This is a genomic window from Novipirellula methanifontis, from assembly GCF_052161655.1.
Lineage (GTDB): Bacteria > Planctomycetota > Planctomycetia > Pirellulales > Pirellulaceae > Novipirellula.
Genome location: NZ_CP197418.1, coordinates 3,430,809 through 3,447,663, shown reverse-complemented (window position 1 = coordinate 3,447,663; position 16,855 = coordinate 3,430,809). Strand labels below are relative to the sequence as shown.

12 protein-coding genes are annotated in these 16,855 nt (G+C 54.2%); 5 read left to right on the top strand and 7 right to left on the bottom strand.

The genetic code is table 11. The annotated features are described in order from the left end of the window. Positions 1-85: 85 nt before the first annotated feature. The 6 genes from rpsF to dxr all read right to left on the bottom strand — a co-directional run bounded on the left by rpsF (position 86) and on the right by dxr (position 7,243). Positions 86-517 carry a 30S ribosomal protein S6 gene (gene rpsF, locus SH528x_RS12305; RefSeq protein WP_442510817.1) on the bottom strand — a complete coding sequence of 144 codons (432 nt, stop codon included), beginning with the start codon at positions 515-517 and terminating at the stop codon, positions 86-88. A 209-nt stretch (positions 518-726) separates the two neighbouring features. Continuing rightward, complete coding sequence (pth, locus tag SH528x_RS12300) at positions 727-1,347, bottom strand: aminoacyl-tRNA hydrolase (protein ID WP_442510816.1); 621 nt, start codon at positions 1,345-1,347, stop codon at positions 727-729. A 31-nt stretch (positions 1,348-1,378) separates the two neighbouring features. Then, positions 1,379-2,005 (bottom strand): 50S ribosomal protein L25, encoded by a 627-nt coding sequence (locus SH528x_RS12295; protein ID WP_442510815.1) that lies wholly within the window; start codon positions 2,003-2,005, stop codon positions 1,379-1,381. A 356-nt stretch (positions 2,006-2,361) separates the two neighbouring features. Next, positions 2,362-3,630 (bottom strand): class I SAM-dependent methyltransferase, encoded by a 1,269-nt coding sequence (locus tag SH528x_RS12290; protein ID WP_442510814.1) that lies wholly within the window; start codon positions 3,628-3,630, stop codon positions 2,362-2,364. Positions 3,631-3,810: 180 nt separating this feature from the next. Further along, complete coding sequence (locus SH528x_RS12285) at positions 3,811-5,979, bottom strand: site-2 protease family protein (protein WP_442510813.1); 2,169 nt, start codon at positions 5,977-5,979, stop codon at positions 3,811-3,813. A gap of 13 nt (positions 5,980-5,992) precedes the next feature. Continuing rightward, positions 5,993-7,243, bottom strand: a complete 1,251-nt coding sequence (gene dxr, locus SH528x_RS12280; protein WP_442512114.1) for a 1-deoxy-D-xylulose-5-phosphate reductoisomerase — start codon at positions 7,241-7,243, stop codon at positions 5,993-5,995. Between the two features lie 542 nt (positions 7,244-7,785). Between dxr and ftsH the strand changes: the two genes are divergently transcribed. From ftsH to SH528x_RS12255, 5 genes are all read left to right on the top strand, one after another. Next, on the top strand, positions 7,786-9,975 hold the full coding sequence (ftsH, locus tag SH528x_RS12275; protein WP_442510812.1) for an ATP-dependent zinc metalloprotease FtsH: 2,190 nt from the start codon (positions 7,786-7,788) through the stop codon (positions 9,973-9,975). Between the two features lie 172 nt (positions 9,976-10,147). Next, positions 10,148-11,533, top strand: a complete 1,386-nt coding sequence (locus SH528x_RS12270; protein ID WP_442510811.1) for a vWA domain-containing protein — start codon at positions 10,148-10,150, stop codon at positions 11,531-11,533. A 103-nt stretch (positions 11,534-11,636) separates the two neighbouring features. Continuing rightward, a complete protein-coding gene (locus tag SH528x_RS12265) occupies positions 11,637-13,289 on the top strand; it encodes a sensor histidine kinase (RefSeq protein ID WP_442510810.1) in 1,653 nt (550 codons plus the stop codon). Between the two features lie 60 nt (positions 13,290-13,349). Next, a complete protein-coding gene (locus SH528x_RS12260) occupies positions 13,350-14,054 on the top strand; it encodes a response regulator transcription factor (RefSeq protein WP_442510809.1) in 705 nt (234 codons plus the stop codon). A gap of 538 nt (positions 14,055-14,592) precedes the next feature. Next, the gene (locus SH528x_RS12255) at positions 14,593-15,879 is read left to right on the top strand and encodes a M14 family metallopeptidase (protein WP_442510808.1); all 1,287 of its coding nucleotides are present in this window, start codon (positions 14,593-14,595) and stop codon (positions 15,877-15,879) included. 151 nt (positions 15,880-16,030) lie between these two features. Here SH528x_RS12255 and SH528x_RS12250 read toward each other — a convergent pair whose 3' ends face one another. Next, positions 16,031-16,789, bottom strand: coding sequence for a metallophosphoesterase family protein (locus SH528x_RS12250; RefSeq protein ID WP_442510807.1), 759 nt, complete (start codon positions 16,787-16,789; stop codon positions 16,031-16,033). Positions 16,790-16,855: the final 66 nt, after the last annotated feature.

Genomic DNA, 16,855 nt, shown 5'->3' with positions numbered 1-16,855 from the left:
GACTTGCTCTCAGCGAGCGGACAATTCAGGATACAAATTTGCACCAAACCGTCATCCTAACGCTGCAGCAACTCTCTGGCAAATACTAGGCTTCGGAGGTCACAACGGCATCGTCTTCGGCTTTAGCGTCGTCGGAATCGTCAGCTTTCGCTTCTTCTTCGTCGCCGTGAGCCGAAGGACTGAAGGATTCGCCGCGTGCATTTGCAAGCATTGGCTCTACCAAACGTGCGTCCAGCTTGAGCGTCAATTCACGCAGAATGGGCTCGCACAATTGGAACGCTCGCTCGATCTTGACGAGTTGTTCGCCTTCGATTTCGAAGTAAGTCAACCAATAAGTACCTTTTTGGTGCTTGTCGATTGGGTACGCCAGTCGTTGCTCCATCCACATTCGGCTAACGAGAACGTTGCCTCCGTTTTCGGTGATGATCTGTTCAATCTGCTTGCTGACGCCGCCTGGATCGCGAGCGTATTGGTTGCTATCGAGGATGAATAGCGTTTCGTAAGTGTTTTTCGCCACGGTTTTATCGTCTCTCTACGGTCTGATTGGGTGCGTTGAACGCAGCGCTGTTTTGAGGAAATTCGTCTATCTTGAAGCGGTATGTTATCGAGATACTGTGTTTTTGCCCAGCACCGTTTCGAAACTCACTTCTAAATCCGCAGCGTTGTGTTCAGGCAGTCGTTTTGGAACTGCGGTCTCGTTAACGCGTTGGGTAACTTCTTACTAACTTACTGAGGCGGCTTGGCTTTGCGATTTGGCTTCGATTTGCCATCTTGCTTTGCCGAAACCACTCCGTTGTACTCGGTCATCGTTGCCGTGATCCCGTTAGTTGCCCAGTCCATTGCGGCATAGGCAGCTCGAGTTGTCGCTTGTTCGATCTCTTGTTGTTCGCTTTTATTGAATCGTCCGAGCACATAATCGACCACCTCCCAACCTTCGGGAGGCCGGTCGATCCCGATCTTCAGCCGTGGAAACGACTCCGATCCGAGATGCCGGATAATATCAGCTAATCCCTTCTGACCTCCTGATGACCCGGTGGCTTTGAGCCGCAGGCGTCCGCAGGGAAGGTTCAAATCGTCACAGATCACGACGATTTCTTCGGGGGTCAGCTTAAAAAAATCAATTGCTTTTCTGACGCTCTTGCCACTGGCGTTCATAAACGTCTGTGGCCAAAGGATCGCAAGCTTTTCGCCGCGGAAAGATCCCTCAGCCCACAGTCCTTCAAAACGAACTTTCGAAGGACTCGCTGAGATCAATGCCGCGACTTTGTCCGCTGCCATGAAGCCGACATTGTGTCGTGTTTGTTCGTATTTTTGCCCAGGATTCCCCAGACCGACGATCAACTTCATGTCAGTGAACTCAAGGCCAGATTAACTGACCCTAGTCTTCCTCGTCCTTAGGTCCGCCCTTGGCGATCACATCAGGCTCGGCTGCTTCTTCGGCAGACTCATCATCTTCCGACTTCATCGCACGAGGCTCTTCAACGTGAGCAACCACGGTGTCCGCAGGTGTGACGAGTTCGACGCCTTCAGGCAATTCCAAGTCACCCGCGGTCAACGATTGACCGAGATGAAGATCGGAAACATTCAGTCCGAGGTTCTCGGGAATGCTGCCAGCGGAGCATCGAATTTCGACATCGTGTTGGTTTTCCAGCAGGATGCCGCCTTCGCGAACTCCAACCGGGTCACCGTGAACGTGAATCGAAACCGTCACTTCGACCTTTTCGGACAAATTGACACGCATCAAGTCGAGATGCAGTACTTCGATCCCCAAGGGATCCCACTGCATCGCGTATACCATCGCGGTTTCTTTGATTGCACCGGCGAGCTCAACCGTCTTGCCGTGATGGCGCAAGAGCGACTTTACTTCGTCCGATGGGACCGATAGCGACTCAGTCGCTTCGCCGTGTCCGTACAATACAGCGGGGATTCGACCGCTCTGACGCAAACGCCGAGTGTTGGCGGAGCCTGTTAGCTCACGCTTCTCGACCTGCAATACGTCTGCCATGGCTGGATCAACCTTCCAGTCAAATTGTGATTTATCTATAAATTTCGGTAAACGCCGAACGCCGGCTCCACAGCCCTCGGAGGCCGGATCGTAGCAAAACGGTCGCGGCCGGAGGAAGCGCGTAAGTATGCCGGTTTCGCTTCCCCACGCAAGCCCAAAGAGGGCGTTTGGTACAAGCATTTCTCAGCGAATTTTGCAGGTCACGAACGGATACGCTCGTCGCAACGATTTTCGTAGCCGCATCGCCCCCCAATCCGACTGCAAAAGTCGCACCGTCATTCCGCGAATCCAGTCGCTGAAATTGGCGACGAGCGGCCATCTTCGCCTCCGCGATCGCTCGCGCGATAATCGGCATGCTAACGCGTAAATGCCGCAAAAACGCCCTTTCCCGCACGGCCGATCCAAAGCCCCACCGGTGTTTCCCCGCACTCGCGGAACCGCTTACTAAGCACCGCGGGGTCATGGCCGCTGCCGCGAACCTTGATCATTTCGGCGTAATGATTCATTCGCCGAAGCTCGCGACGCAGCTTTCGCTCATCACAACTTCCTGACCAAATAACTTCGCCGACGGACGCAACGGACTGAATTTTTTTCATCGTGGCGTGATCAAGATCCCCCTCGCTCGTCAAAAATCCCGTCGGACCGCCGAGCGTCTTCAACCCATAGCTGCTAGCGAAAAATTCGGTTAGCCCCGCCGCCCGAATCGCTGCATCGGGATCGATGATCCATTGCCCAGGCGACTTTGTCGATTCAGCGCGAACCAATTCAACCTCGGCCGCCGAAAGATCGCCCGAGTCAAATCGCGAGATGCTGCCGTCGCTGCGAACCGCGATCGCCGAGACCGCCCCCGGAATCATCTCCGCTCGCCGAAGCGCATCACCGAAAACGAGCGATTGTTCGCGGACGCTGCCCGAAAGCGAGATCCACGATCGATGCGTCGCATTGCCGAGATCGAGTTTTGCTGCGGGAGCCAACTTGATGATGGCGGCCGGTGCCGCTTCGATTCGTGGCAAGATCGCATCCAAAGCCGGCTGATAATCCTCGGGCCGAGTCGTCCGCTTTCCCCCCACACGTCGATCGGGATCGAGATGAATCGCAGCCGCAGCGGGGATCTCGATTTTCAGCACGTCTTCGCAAACGGTTTCGACAACTTGCCCTATGCCCGATGCACCGGACGTTGCCGCGCCAGTCTTAACTTTGCGAAGGTTTGCGTCGGCGTATTGCAGAATCACCGGATCCATATCGACGGCAACAACGCCGCCATGACGATGGATGCCATCTTCATTGGCACGATTGGCCAGTTGGATTGCGTCGCCGCCAATGCCACAGCACAGATCGTAAACCAAATGATCACCGAGCCAGTCCGACTTGAGCTTCGCGACCTGCCACGCGGTTGCTTGTTGCAACGCACGATCGGTTGCCCACCAGACCCCGTCGCCGAGTTTCTGACGAGCCTTTTTTTGCAGCAGTGCAATCGCGATCAATTCGTAAAACGAATCGCTTCCAAATTGATGGCGAAGTCGTTTCGCGACCTTAGGATCCGAACCCGCTGGCGTGGTCGCCGCGAGTTCGGCAATCGCCGCTTCGTAAGCGACGATCTGCTCGTCTTGAATGCTGTCTGACATCGGCATTTGCATTTCGTAGCTACGCTTGCCAGAGCGTGGATGGTGGGGCGTCCAATGCGAATCACCACCTTCTGGCGACGGTAGCTACCAGAAGCGGCTTCACAGCGTTGACCAAAGCGGCTAACAGGCCAACGGCCAAAAAACATCTGCCTACCTGCTTAGGCCACTGCGCACGCCGCGTTACAGCAATCGCAAAATATCGTTGGCAAACACCACCACCATCAACAGCAAGATCATCAAAACCCCCGCCATGGTTAGTCGCATTTCAAGCTGTTCGTTCAGCTTCTTGCCGCGAATCGCTTCGGCGATCAAGAACATCATATGCCCACCGTCGAGTGCGGGAATCGGCAAGAAATTCAAAATGGCAAGGTTCATGCTCAACATCGTCAAGAACAACAATTGAGGAGAAATTCCTCGCTCGGCTTCCTGTTTTGCCAAGTCCATGATCGCCAAGGGGCCACCGACGTGACGCATTTTGACTCGGCCCTGGGTTGCCATTCGCAAGAAGCGAAAGACGTCTCGCAACCGACGCTCGGCTTCGCGAAGACCGAGCGACAATGCGCTGCTCACCGAAGTGGCCTGTTGAATTGACTCACTTGCGGTCAACCCGAGACCTCGCTCGAACCAGACACGGTCGTCTTGCTGCACGACCACTTGGGTTTCAATCACGCGGCCTTTGGGCGAACGCGTGGCGAGCACATGCAGCTCGGTACCTTCGGGCAAATATTGAATCGTTTCGATCAGCGAACCCCACGGTGTCGGGCCATCTTTTTCCCAACCTTCGCGAAGCACCGTGACGATCGGTTCGAAACGAGCGTCCTGAAGTTGCTTCGGTAAATCACCATCGGACGTGATCAGGCGAACCTCTTGGATCTCGTCGCCCGGTTGCAGTTCAAGATCCGCATCGGCGTTGTCACCCGCCAACAAATTAGGCAACACACTGGCCACCGTAGGCAGCGGACGGTAGGAAAAACCGAAGCGATTGATCGCGATTTCACCTGAGATGGGCGAATCGGGAGCGTGGGTTTGCAACGAATCCTGAGGGCTGAGCTCGACTTCGATGGTGCGAGCCTCTTCGCCCTCGCCACGCCGTAGCGTCAATGAAATCGGTTCTTTGACCGAGATCAATTCCAAGGGCAGCATATAGGCGTCGACGGCGGTGTCGCCGTTTAGCGCCGTGATCACGTCGCCCACTTCGACACCCGCTTTTGCCGCAACACCCTCTTCGACCAGACTGGTGATGGGACTAAGTGCCCAGCGAGCACCAAGCATTTTGGCTTGCTGAGGCGGCAAGTTGACTTTGTGCTCGGACCCGTCCGCCCGCTCCAAGGTCAACGAAATTGTTTTCGTTGGATTGGAATACAAGTAGTTGAAAAACGGCGTCGAAGGAACGATCAGGTCATCGTTGATCTTTCTGCCGTCATAGGCAACGATTTTCGCGCCCGCATCGTCGTCCGTCAGCACCGTGTCGGCCGCACTGCCCGGCATTGCCACTGTTTTTGAGCTGAATTGGATTGAGGTTGGGCTGACGATCCCGATCATTCGCACGTCCGAATTCTCGGGGTGCGATGCGGTTTTCAGACTGTATTTGCGAATTCCCTCGTCATAGCGAATCGCCAAGCTGATTGGTTTGGTGGGGTTATCGAGACCTTCGGTGAGAATCGCCATCCGCATTTCGCGGAAATGCATTTGGTCATCGCTAAGTTCACCCACCGAGACAACTTGTCCGCCAGGTTCGATTCCCGCTTGCCACGCTGGACCGCCGGGAGTCACCCCCCCGATGATCGAGGGGTTGTAGGTGACGCCATAGCCGTACGCGATCGCAGCAAACAAGACACCCGTGATCAGATTCATGACCACGCCGGCGCTGATGATGATCATCCGCTGCCAAACAGGTTTGGCGGGAAAGCTGCGTGGATCGAGCTGTGCGGTGGAGACTTCGTCGGCTTCATCATCCGCAGCGGCGTCAGCGTCATTGACTCGAATTCGCTTGGCTTCTTCTTCGGCTTTGCGAGGATCGTCGTCTTGACCGAGCATTTTGACGTAGCCGCCTAGCGGGATGATACCGATCCCGTATTCCGTCTCGCCGTACTGGAATTTACCGAGCGTTCGCGGGAATTTGATCGGCCCAATCTGAATAGGCACGTCAAAGCCGACATAGAACTTTTCGCATTTCACACCAAAGGATTTTGCCGCGACAAAGTGCCCAAGCTCGTGAACGAAAATCACCAGCCCGATACCAAGGGCCACGAGTCCCCATTGCCAAATCTGGGTCGCCAACGAAGTTAAAACGCCAGCCTCGTCGGTGGCTGCCAAAGGCAAAAACTGGGCAAGTAAATCGATAAACATATTTAATTAGGGTTTAGGTTGCATATTGTTTGCGAACTTCGGCACGAGCCCATCGGTCCAACTCCAACAGCCGGGTTAGCGACGGTTGAGGCTCGAAATGATGGTGTTCCAAAGTCCGGCGGCACGCGGGCACGATGTCAGTAAAGCGAATTTTTCCTTCCAGGAACAGACCGACCGCTTCTTCGTTGGCAGCATTGACCACCGAACCGGCTGTTCCCCCGACCCGTGCGACCTCGAAACCGAGCTCCAAAGCTGGAAACCGCTCGCGGTCGACCGGCTGAAGCGTCAAATCCCATTGTCGGGTTCGGTCTAGTGCCGGCGTCTCGCACGCGAGCCGCCGGGGGTAAGTCAACGCATATTGGATGGGTAAACGCATATCCGGCGGGCTCAGTTGAGCAATCACCGAACCGTCCTCGAATTCGACCATCGAATGGATAATCGATTGAGGATGGACCACAACCTCAATTGATTCGGCGGGGATATCGAACAACCAGCGAGCCTCGATCACTTCGAGTGCCTTGTTCATCATCGTTGCCGAGTCGATCGTGATTTTGGGGCCCATATCCCAAGTCGGATGATTCAGTGCCAATTTAGGGGTGGCGTCATGCATCTCTTGAATTGATGCATTGCGAAACGGGCCGCCGCTTGCCGTCAGGATTAATTTGCGAGGCTTGCAGGTGTTTTCGCCGTGAACGCTACGTTCTTTGTCACCCAAGCACTGAAAAATCGCAGAATGTTCGCTATCGACGGGCAACACTTCGGCACCGCGACGGTCGGACTTCGTTTTCTGCAACGTCGTTTGGACCAGCGAGCCTGCGACGACCAGGGTTTCCTTGTTTGCCAAGGCGACCCGTTTTCCGCTCTCGATCGCGGCCAACGTGCTTTCCAGTCCGGCGCGACCGACGATGGCGGCGACTACAACATCGACTTCGGGGTCCGAGGCGATTTCGACCAACGCGTCAGCACCGGTTTTGATTTGCGTGTTCGTCAGCGTTTTACCAGCGGCAAATTCGGCTGCCGATTTGGGATCCGACAACACGATCTGATGCGGCGGACGAGCAAACTGGCCTGCCAATTCGCTCAATAGACCAACGTTTCGATGCCCCGACGCAGCCCAAAGGTTCCACGTTTTTGTTTCGTCGATTCGGTCCAAATGGTGCAAAACGTCGATCGTCGCGGTGCCGATGCTGCCGGTCGCGCCTAGGACGGCAACGTTCGTCACGGCGCCGGGCGACTGCAATTCCGAGGTGTCCTGCTTTTCCAAAGTAACGGGTCCAGAACCGGAATCGGCGAGAGAATGGGGGGAGGAAGCTTCGTCAGAATTCACTGGCACGAGATTTTTTTGGTCTGAAAGGGGATTCGAAAAGGGATCTGACCCTCTCGGGCGAGGCAAAAAACTTAACAGAAACGACTCGCCTCCAAAGGGTCGGACCCCTTATCGAATCCCCTCTGAGAAAAATTTTCAGTGCAAGACGAGTGAACGATTGCGTCAGTGTTGATGTAGTCAAAAGACGTACACGATGATGTCTTATGGGGTGATTGCCGGACGACCGGAACCTTCGTTACGATCGATCGCCCCATCTGGTTCCGCCCAAGATAGGCTTGCCGATGGACGTGGGCAATCAAACAATACGTAATAAAATACTGCCTAACGAGTCATCTTGTCTTTGTGTTCGGGGGGCAAGCGAGGCGAGGAATGCATCGATGACGCATTTCGGATCGCCTTGCAAGCAGAAAGCTTACCCCACTTTTCCAACTTGATGACACACGAAATAACCAAAATCGAGCCCCTTCTCTGGTAACTCAATGACCGACGACAAGCGAAAGAAATCGAGCAGCAACGAATCACGATCTGGCGGAAATATGTGGTTGGTGCTTGCCGCGATCGTCTCCGCCGTGCTGCTGAGTACGTTTTTGTTCAGCAATAATAGTCACCGCCTGCGGTATCCGGATCTTCTAGTCCTTCTGCAAAAAGAAGCGGACGCCCGCAAATCGGAGGCGGCGAATCCACCCACGACGGCCGTTCAGCCTGCATCAATTTCCGACGACCAGCCGATTCCATCAGAATCAGCGGTGGCGAGCGATGCGGAACCACCTGCGGCCGGCGATAAAAACGGCGAAGAAAAATCGGAATCGGTAGCGATTGATCCTCGATCGCTGGTCGTGGCATCGATAAGTGATCCTGACAAAAAAGTCGAATACAGTCGTCCACAGAATATTAAAGTGTCCGACGAAAAGATTATCGGAACGGTATTGTACCGGCCGCTGGGGTCAAAGCCCGCAGCCAAGCTCGAGCCGATTGAGTTCGAAACCATCCACACCTCGGGGAACGAGACCGAGGATCGTCGACTCGCGGAACTGCTGACCGAATCCGGAGTGGTTTGGGACAACGATCGTCCGAGTCGCTTCTTCGAACAACATTGGCCTGAATTGCTGATGATCGGCGTTTTAGTGATGCTCGGCATCATGATGCTTCGCCGAATCGGTGGCGTCGGATCGCCGATGTCGTTTTCGCGAAGCCGTGGAAAACTGTACGGCCAAGAAGAGCTACCGCTGACGTTTGGCGATGTCGCGGGGATCGAAGAAGCGGTCGATGAAGTTCGCGAAGTGGTCGACTTTTTGAAAAATAGCGAAAAGTATCAATCGCTTGGCGGCCGCATTCCCAAAGGCGTTTTGTTAGTTGGGCCTCCGGGGACCGGAAAAACCTTGCTGGCCAAAGCCATCGCAGGCGAAGCGGGAGTGCCGTTTTTCAGTCTTTCAGGAAGCGACTTTGTCGAAATGTTTGTGGGTGTCGGTGCCGCCCGCGTGCGTGATATGTTCCAGCAAGCGACCAGCCGGGCGCCGTGCATTATTTTCATCGACGAGCTTGACGCGTTAGGCAAAAGCCGTAGCGGCAGCGTGGTCGGTGGCCATGACGAGCGTGAACAAACGCTTAACGCTCTGTTGGTCGAGATGGATGGATTCGATTCCAACTCGGGTGTCATCATCGTTGCGGCAACCAACCGCCCCGAAACATTGGACCCTGCACTGCTGCGTCCGGGTCGTTTTGATCGACACGTTTTGGTGGATCGCCCTGATGTCGCCGGTCGCGAAGAAATTTTGAAAGTCCACGTCAAGAACGTGCGTTTGGACGAGAAAGTGGAATTGCGTGAAATTGCGTCGATTACTCCCGGTTTCGTCGGAGCCGACTTGGCGAATCTGGTCAACGAGGCGGCGCTGTTGGCCGCACGTGCGGAAAAGCAATCCGTCGGTATCGAGCAGTTCAATGAAGCGGTCGAGCGAGTGACGGCGGGTCTGGAGAAAAAGAACCGCGTCATGAACGAAGACGAGAAAATTCGCGTGGCGTACCACGAAGCCGGGCACGCGATCGTTGCAGCCGCACTGCCGAATACCGATCCCGTTCACAAGGTCAGCATCATACCGCGAGGCTTAGCTGCACTCGGTTATACGATGCAGCGTCCCGAGTCGGATCGCTATCTGATGACCAAATCGGAACTGGAAAGCAACATGAAAGTGTTGTTGGCTGGAACGCTGACCGAAGAAATGACGTTCCAAGACATCAGCACCGGAGCCCAGAATGACCTCGAGCGTTGTACCGAGATCGCGCGCAGCATGGTGATGGATTACGGTATGAGCCGGATGGGGCGAATCAATTTTCGCCGCAGTTCGCGATCCGCGTTTCTCGCAAGCGGTGGTGGCGATGGCTACCAAATGAACCATAGCGAAGAAATGGCGAAGATGATCGACAAGGAAGTGGCTCGCATTATCGAGGACGCCTTGGTGCAAACCCGCGAAATCCTAGAACAGCGGCGTGAGGTACTCGAAGCGGTCACCCAGCGACTACTCGACGTCGAAGCGATCGACAGCGACGAGCTGATGCGTTTGATCAAAGAAAACTCGCGAGGCCCGTGGTTGGTCCCCGGAACCGTCACCGAGAAACCCAAAGCCGTGATGCCTCCGGTCGAAGATGACAAGGCAAGTGCCAAAGCCCCGTAAGGTTTGGGTGTTTGCGGCCAACTTTCCGCAAGCGGTGCGGTCTGAGATTGTTTTTACATTGTTTTGATTCCATGCGAACCATTCAATGTCGAGAACATGGTTTGATGATCTTAGTAAGCGATCACCAACACGTCGTGGTCGCCTCCCTTTTCCACTGAAGGAGGATCTCGTCATGTTCAACCAAAATCGCATTCCCAACTTGCTGGCGGCGGTTGCTGCGGCTTGTCTGCTCGCACCCGTGGCCGTCGACTCTGCAGCTGCGGCGCAAGTCGGATTGGATGTCGGCGTTTCCAGTCCGACCATCTTGGCTGGCGAAAAAACGACAAACTATATTCGCATTGCCTTGACCGGAGCCGAGATCCCCCAAGCCAAAAACCGGCCGCCGGTGAACGTCGCCATCGTGATTGACACGAGCGGATCGATGAGCGGTGAGAAAATCAAACAGGCTCGCAACGCTGCGATTGCCGCAATCAGTCGACTGCAAGACAGCGACATCGTTTCCGTGATCCTCTACAACTCGTCGACCGAAGTCTTGGTGCCAGCAACCAAGGCAACCGATCGCGAATCGATCATTGCCAAAATTCGTGGGATTAAAGCCGACGGCAATACCGCGTTGTTTGCAGGCGTCAGCAAAGGGGCCGCCGAAGTACGCAAGTTCATCGGATCCGATGCCGTCAACCGCGTGATCCTGTTGTCCGATGGGATCGCAAACGTTGGCCCCAAGAGTCCTCGTGAACTCCAGCGACTCGGGGCTTCACTGGTCAAAGAAGGGATCAGCGTCAGCACGCTCGGACTGGGTCTCGGATACAACGAAGACTTGATGAGCAAATTGGCCAGCGCCGGAAGTGGCAACCACATTTTCGTCGAAAAAGCCGACGATCTCATCGCTGTGTTCAATAGCGAGTTCAAAGAATTGATGAGCGTTGTCGCCTGTGATTTTGAAATCGTGGCGACGGTCGCACCCGGCGTACGCCCCGTTCGCGTCTTGGGCACCAGTGCCGACATCACCGGCAATACCGTTCACATCCCCTTGGCACAACTGTACTCGCGTCAGGAACGCTACTTTGTTTTGGAAGTCGAGGTTGACGCGGGAGAAGCGGGACAAACACAACCGCTCGTCGATGTGTCGGTGAAATACCAAAACATGACATCCGAGACGAGGGATAAATTAACCAGTAGTATTGCGGTGCGTTTCAGTAACGTCGCTGCTGAAGTGCAGAAAGATCGCGACCTAGAAACCTACGCATTTTGCGCCGTGCAAATCGCGAATGAAAACAACATTCGAGCTACCGCGCTACGAGATGCTGGACAGGTCGATGATGCAAAACAATTGCTCAACCACAACACGAAAATGCTGCTTCAGTGTGCAGCGGATTGCAAAACAAACAATGTTAACTTTGTGGTCCCTGAGTTGGAGAAAAATATCGAGGTGAATCGGATTCAATCGCTTAATGTGGATAACAACCGCGACTGGGCGAGAAACCGCAAAGCCATGCGGGGCTATCAAAACGAGGTTCAGGCGCAGCAGGCATACTCGGTCGAAGTGCCCAAAGAGTAGTGCTTGCGATGTAAGTAGCGAAACAACGAGAAGATGGCGTTTTGATTAGAATTGGAGAGTTCTCCTCACTCCTCACTCCCAACTCCTCACTGCTCCTCTCCCCATGACTCATCGGCTACTGATTGCCCTGCTTGTTCTTGTCGCTGCGCCGCTGGTGCTGCTGGGCTGGGGAACGTCATCACTGCTGCGGCGGCAACGTGAAACCGCTCAGCAGCAATTGACGTCAGTGCTCGAATCGCGATTGGTTGAGATCGACCACTCGCTCTCAGAAGTGCTGTCAGGTCAAGCGCGGCGGATCACAGAAAAGCTCGAACGTCCCGGCAATGTGATCGGCCACTTAGAAGAGGTCACTCGGCATGACCCAGCGGTTCGCCAATGCTTCTTTGCCAATGCGAAAGGCGTGATCGTTTATCCGCCCAAACCAGTTGCGGACGATCCCGAGTCGATTGCGCTCTACGCTGCACTTCCAGCGATTATCGCAAGTAACCCCGATATCGAGATCAAGGAAAACGGGTCGCAGGCCAGCAAAGCCTCACTCACGAAAAAACAATCAGTAGCGAATTCGCGTTCATCTAAGTCCGCTGAAAAACCGGTCGCGACGATCATTCGGTGGCAGGTGTGGTACATGGACGAAGGCAGCCAATTGATCCTCTGGTTATTGAAGAGTAACGGTGATTCAATTGGCGTTCTGCTGGAGCGTGCTCGTTGGGTTTCGGAGCTCATCGGGGAACTTCCTGATAATCCAACGTTGACCGTATTGGAATCAGCTGCCTCCATCGATTCGATCGAACCCGCCGTCTCAGCAAGCTGCACATCGCTCGTGGATGAGGCGGGCCAGATCGTTTATCGCTGGGGCGACGATCTAGAAACGACAGACGACCCGATCGCAACGGTGTCGCTATCTTCGCCGTTGTCTAATTGGAAACTTCAGTACAACAACGCGACCCCATTAGTGCCGCGTTCCGATTCGCTCGCGACGATCCTATCGATCACGGGATTGGGCGTGATGTTGTTAGCACTCGGGGCATATGTAATGACAAGTGTCCAGCGACAAATGCATGCTGCGCGAAATCGAGTCAGTTTTGCAGGGCAAGTCTCGCACGAACTGCGAACCCCGCTAACCAATATCCGTCTCTACGCTGAACTCGCCGAATCGGATCTCGAAAAGATGCCCATGAGCGAACTGGGCAATTCGATCGGGCGACGACTGAGTGTGATCGACAGCGAAAGTCGGCGACTAGGACGCTTGGTTTCCGGAGTTTTAGAGATGGTGCGTGATGAACACAATGTTCGCGCGCCGTCGCGGAAACCGACCGATGTTGATGCCGTGATCGACAATACTTTGGCACAATTCACGCCCCGTTTCGAAGAATTAGGTATCAAAGTCGAGCGTGATGCGAATTTGGATGTAATGCTCAATGTCGATCCGGACATATTAGAAATGGTGCTAGTTAATTTGCTCAGCAATGTCGAAAAGTATGCGGCCGATGGAAAGTTTGTTCGTGTCGCGTCAAAGCTCGATGCGAACGAACTCGTGATCGAGGTTGCGGACCGCGGCCCTGGAATTCCGCGGCGGTATCACCGCAAAATCTTTCGCCCTTTCTTTCGTTTGGACGATTCGATCAACGCCCCGAGCGGGACCGGCATCGGCCTAGCCATCGCAAAAATCGCTGCCGAGCGACATGGCGGGCGATTAATCATTCGACACTCCGACGTCGGAACTCATTTTGAGCTGAGAATCGCAGTCGATAATTAGAACAGGCTTTCGAACCCGAGCTCGGGCGAATCACCAAGGGAAACACCAAACAACAGTCTCATGCAACTCAAAATATTGATCGCCGAAGATGATCCTCATACCCGAGCTGCACTCGCCGAAATTTTGAGAGCGGAGGGGCACTCGGTGGCGGAAGCTGCCGATGGGCATCAGGCCAAATGTTTGTTCGATCGCGATCGACCTCAATTCGCGTGCTTGGACGTGATGATGCCTGGGCTAAGTGGCTATGACCTTTGTCGCCATTTCCGGAGCGTCGATCCGACGATGCCTATCTTGTTCATCACCGCCAAGGCCGAAGAAATTGACAAAGTTGTGGGGCTCGAACTAGGTGCAGATGACTACATCGCAAAACCTTTTGGCGCCAAAGAAGTCGTCGCTCGCATTCGCGCGATCGCTCGCCGAAGTATTCGTGGCTTCGAGATCGCAGCGGATCACGTTTCGCTTCCTGAGCATGATTTCAAGATGGGAACACTCCGTGTGATGCCAAAGAAAATGCGTGCGATGCGGGATGACGAGGCAATCGAATTGACCGTTCGTGAGCTGCGGATCTTGCAACTGCTGGCGAGTAAGCCTGGCGAAGTGGTCGACCGCGATGAGCTTTTTCGAGTGGCGTGGCAAGAGACACACCCGCTCAATACGCGAACGCTCGATCAAACCATCAGCCAGTTGCGAAAGCGAATTGAAGCGGATCCCAAACATCCGCAAATCATTCAAACGGTATATGGCGTGGGTTACCGGTTCGAATAATATAAAAACACATAAGGTTTTGTTGAATTATAATAACGTCGAACATAGATACGATTGGAAGCAGGTAGGCAGGAATCATTGGGGGAAATCCCGTTAGCCGTTTGGGCCAACACTGTGAAGCATTTTCTCGTAGCTACGTTCGTCAGAAGGTGGTGATTCGTATTGGCCGGCAACCATCCACGCTCTGGCGAGCGTAGCGACGGAACGCAAATGCCGTAATTTGCCGTCTCTAAATACTTCACAGCGTTGCGTTTGGACGCTAGCGCCGAAACCGGGGCTAGCGTAAGAACGGCCAGTTTACTGAAAGCGGTGAACGTCAATATTGCGGGAAACATGCCCGCGGCTAGCGCCGTCGGCTCAGATCATTATTTGGAATGACTCATTTTGACCTGCTTAGGACCGTCACAATCCGATTAAAGTCTCGATAATTCGCTGGAATCCCCTGTTTAGATGCCGTTCGTTCGAGTTCTCAGTCCCAATGGGTAATTGATCTGAAAGAGTTGTAAGTACTAAGGAACCGCCTCCCGGAGAATTTGCTATGCACGGTCCTACTGGTTTTCGCCGTTTGCACGTTACCGGTCTATTAGCAATTCCTCTCGGTTCACTATCTCTCTATCTACTACTTTTTGTCGATACGGTGCCAGCCACGGGCGTCGAAGTAACGCCAAAATCGACTGTCTCTGCCTCGCTGCATCCTCTCGATCCCTCGATCGCCACGACCACGTTTCAGTCACTGGACCAATCCATTCAAATCGATAGCGATTTTTGTGGAGGTCGACTCAACGAATGTTTCGAGATCACGCCGAACCAGTATGAGTTGGTCGTTCGTCCGGAACGCAAGCCGATTAACAACAGCGCGTGGTACGCGTTCCGCGTTCGCTCGAGCGAGACGCGTAACATCAAGATGCATCTGCGTTACGAAGGCGGGACTCATCGATACACGCCCCGTATCAGCAATGACGGAATCGTTTGGCGAGATGGCCAGCACTTGGTTTCTTCGGTGCACCCTAGCGGAGCCGAACTCGTGTTGCAGATGGATGTCGGTCCCGAGATATTATGGGTCTCGGCACAAGAACTCATTTCAAACGAAGATACCGAGCGATGGTCCGAGAAATTGGCGACGCTGCCCTACGTGACCCGCTCTGTGTGTGGCAGCAGTGTCGAAGGGCGTCCGATTTCCAAGCTGGTCATTGGTGACGCGAAAGCGGAGTCACCCGGTTATGTCTTCATCATGGGGCGACTTCATCCGCCGGAAACCACCGGCGCGATTGGGCTGATGCGGTTTGCTGAAGCGATCGCGACAAAAACAGAGTTGGCGGAACGGTTTCGTCGCTCGTTTCACGTCGTCGTCGTGCCCAACGCGAACCCTGATGGGGTGGATCAAGGACGATGGCGGTGCAATGCGAACAGCGTCGATTTGAACCGCGATTGGGGGCCATTTCGCCAGCCCGAAACGCGGGTGCTGCGAAAAGAATTACTGGACCTGAAGAGTCGTGGCCACAACTCGCTGTATCTCGTACTGGATTTTCACTCCACTTACGAAGACGTTTTTTATCTCACTCAAGACGTCGACAACATGTTCCCCAAAAATTTCACCGCGACCTGGTTGAACCGGTTTGACCAGCGGTTGCCCTCTTATTCGGTGAACCTCGACAAAACGCACAATTCCAAGCGAACGACATCCAAGGCCTGGGTCGATCGCGTGCTGAATGTCGCCGCAGTGACCTACGAGTTCGGCGACAATACCGATCGCGAGGACATCGCAAAGCTGTCTCGCGTCAGTGCCGAAGAGATGATGCAAACGCTACTCAGTTATCGTAAGTAAGCAATTAGGCAGGAAACATTGGGTGAAATCCCGTTAGCCGTTTGGGCGATAGCCCCGGTTCAGCGCCGGAACCGGGGCTAGCGCCAAAACGGCCAATTTGCTGAAAGACTTCTGCCTAACTGCTTAAAACTGCGTTGTATCAGCCCGATTCCTAGCGGCCTTCGCGTAAACGATAACCGAGAAAGTTATCGAGTTCCGGTTCCGCTTCGATCTCTTTGACCGTTTCTTCGATGTCGTATTCTACGCGGCGGAATTCGATTACTTCTTCGTCGTACAATACATAACAGCTTCGCGAATCACCGTCTCGTGGTTGCCCGACGCTGCCGACGTTGATCATCAACCGCTGCGTTTTATCGGCAACGCTGTAACCACCAGCCAATTCCATTGGTCGAACGAATCGCAAATCGGGGGTAAAAATCCCCGGTACGTGCGTGTGACCTTGGAAACAAAGATGCGGGATCATGGAAAACAGCTTTTCCATCTTTTTGCCATTCTGAGTGTCTTCCGGGAAGACGTACTCGTTCGTAGGACTGCGAGGCGAACCGTGAACGAACAACACCCCTCCTTCGCGCACGGTGCGAGGCAATTTGCACAGGAATTCCATCCGCCGTCGACTCGCTTCGGGCCCGTCTCGGCCACATTCCAGTTGGGCGCGGGTCCAAAAGATTGCCTGTTCCGCGGCGACGTTGAAGCCTTCGGGGTCAAACAACGCACTGCTGTCGTGGTTGCCGAGCACGCAAAAGTCAAACTCGATCGCTTGATCTAGGCATGCACATGGCTGAGGACCGTAACCGACGACGTCGCCAAGACACACGATGCGATCCACATCATTGGACTCAACATCGGCGAGTACTGCTCGCAAGGCAGCGAGGTTGCCGTGGATATCACTAAGAATGGCGGTCCGGGTCAATTTAAAAACTCAGGTTAAAAACGGAAAAACGATCCAGCGAACGATCTGTCCTGAAAAGAATCATCG

Coding starts and splice junctions, on each gene's coding strand:
- pth (WP_442510816.1), bottom strand. CDS start 1,347: ATGAAGTTGATCGTCGGTCTGGGGAATCCTGGGCAAAAATACGAACAA.
- SH528x_RS12295 (WP_442510815.1), bottom strand. CDS start 2,005: ATGGCAGACGTATTGCAGGTCGAGAAGCGTGAGCTAACAGGCTCCGCC.
- SH528x_RS12290 (WP_442510814.1), bottom strand. CDS start 3,630: ATGTCAGACAGCATTCAAGACGAGCAGATCGTCGCTTACGAAGCGGCG.
- SH528x_RS12285 (WP_442510813.1), bottom strand. CDS start 5,979: ATGTTTATCGATTTACTTGCCCAGTTTTTGCCTTTGGCAGCCACCGAC.
- ftsH (WP_442510812.1), top strand. CDS start 7,786: ATGACCGACGACAAGCGAAAGAAATCGAGCAGCAACGAATCACGATCT.
- SH528x_RS12270 (WP_442510811.1), top strand. CDS start 10,148: ATGTTCAACCAAAATCGCATTCCCAACTTGCTGGCGGCGGTTGCTGCG.
- SH528x_RS12265 (WP_442510810.1), top strand. CDS start 11,637: ATGACTCATCGGCTACTGATTGCCCTGCTTGTTCTTGTCGCTGCGCCG.
- SH528x_RS12260 (WP_442510809.1), top strand. CDS start 13,350: ATGCAACTCAAAATATTGATCGCCGAAGATGATCCTCATACCCGAGCT.
- SH528x_RS12255 (WP_442510808.1), top strand. CDS start 14,593: ATGCACGGTCCTACTGGTTTTCGCCGTTTGCACGTTACCGGTCTATTA.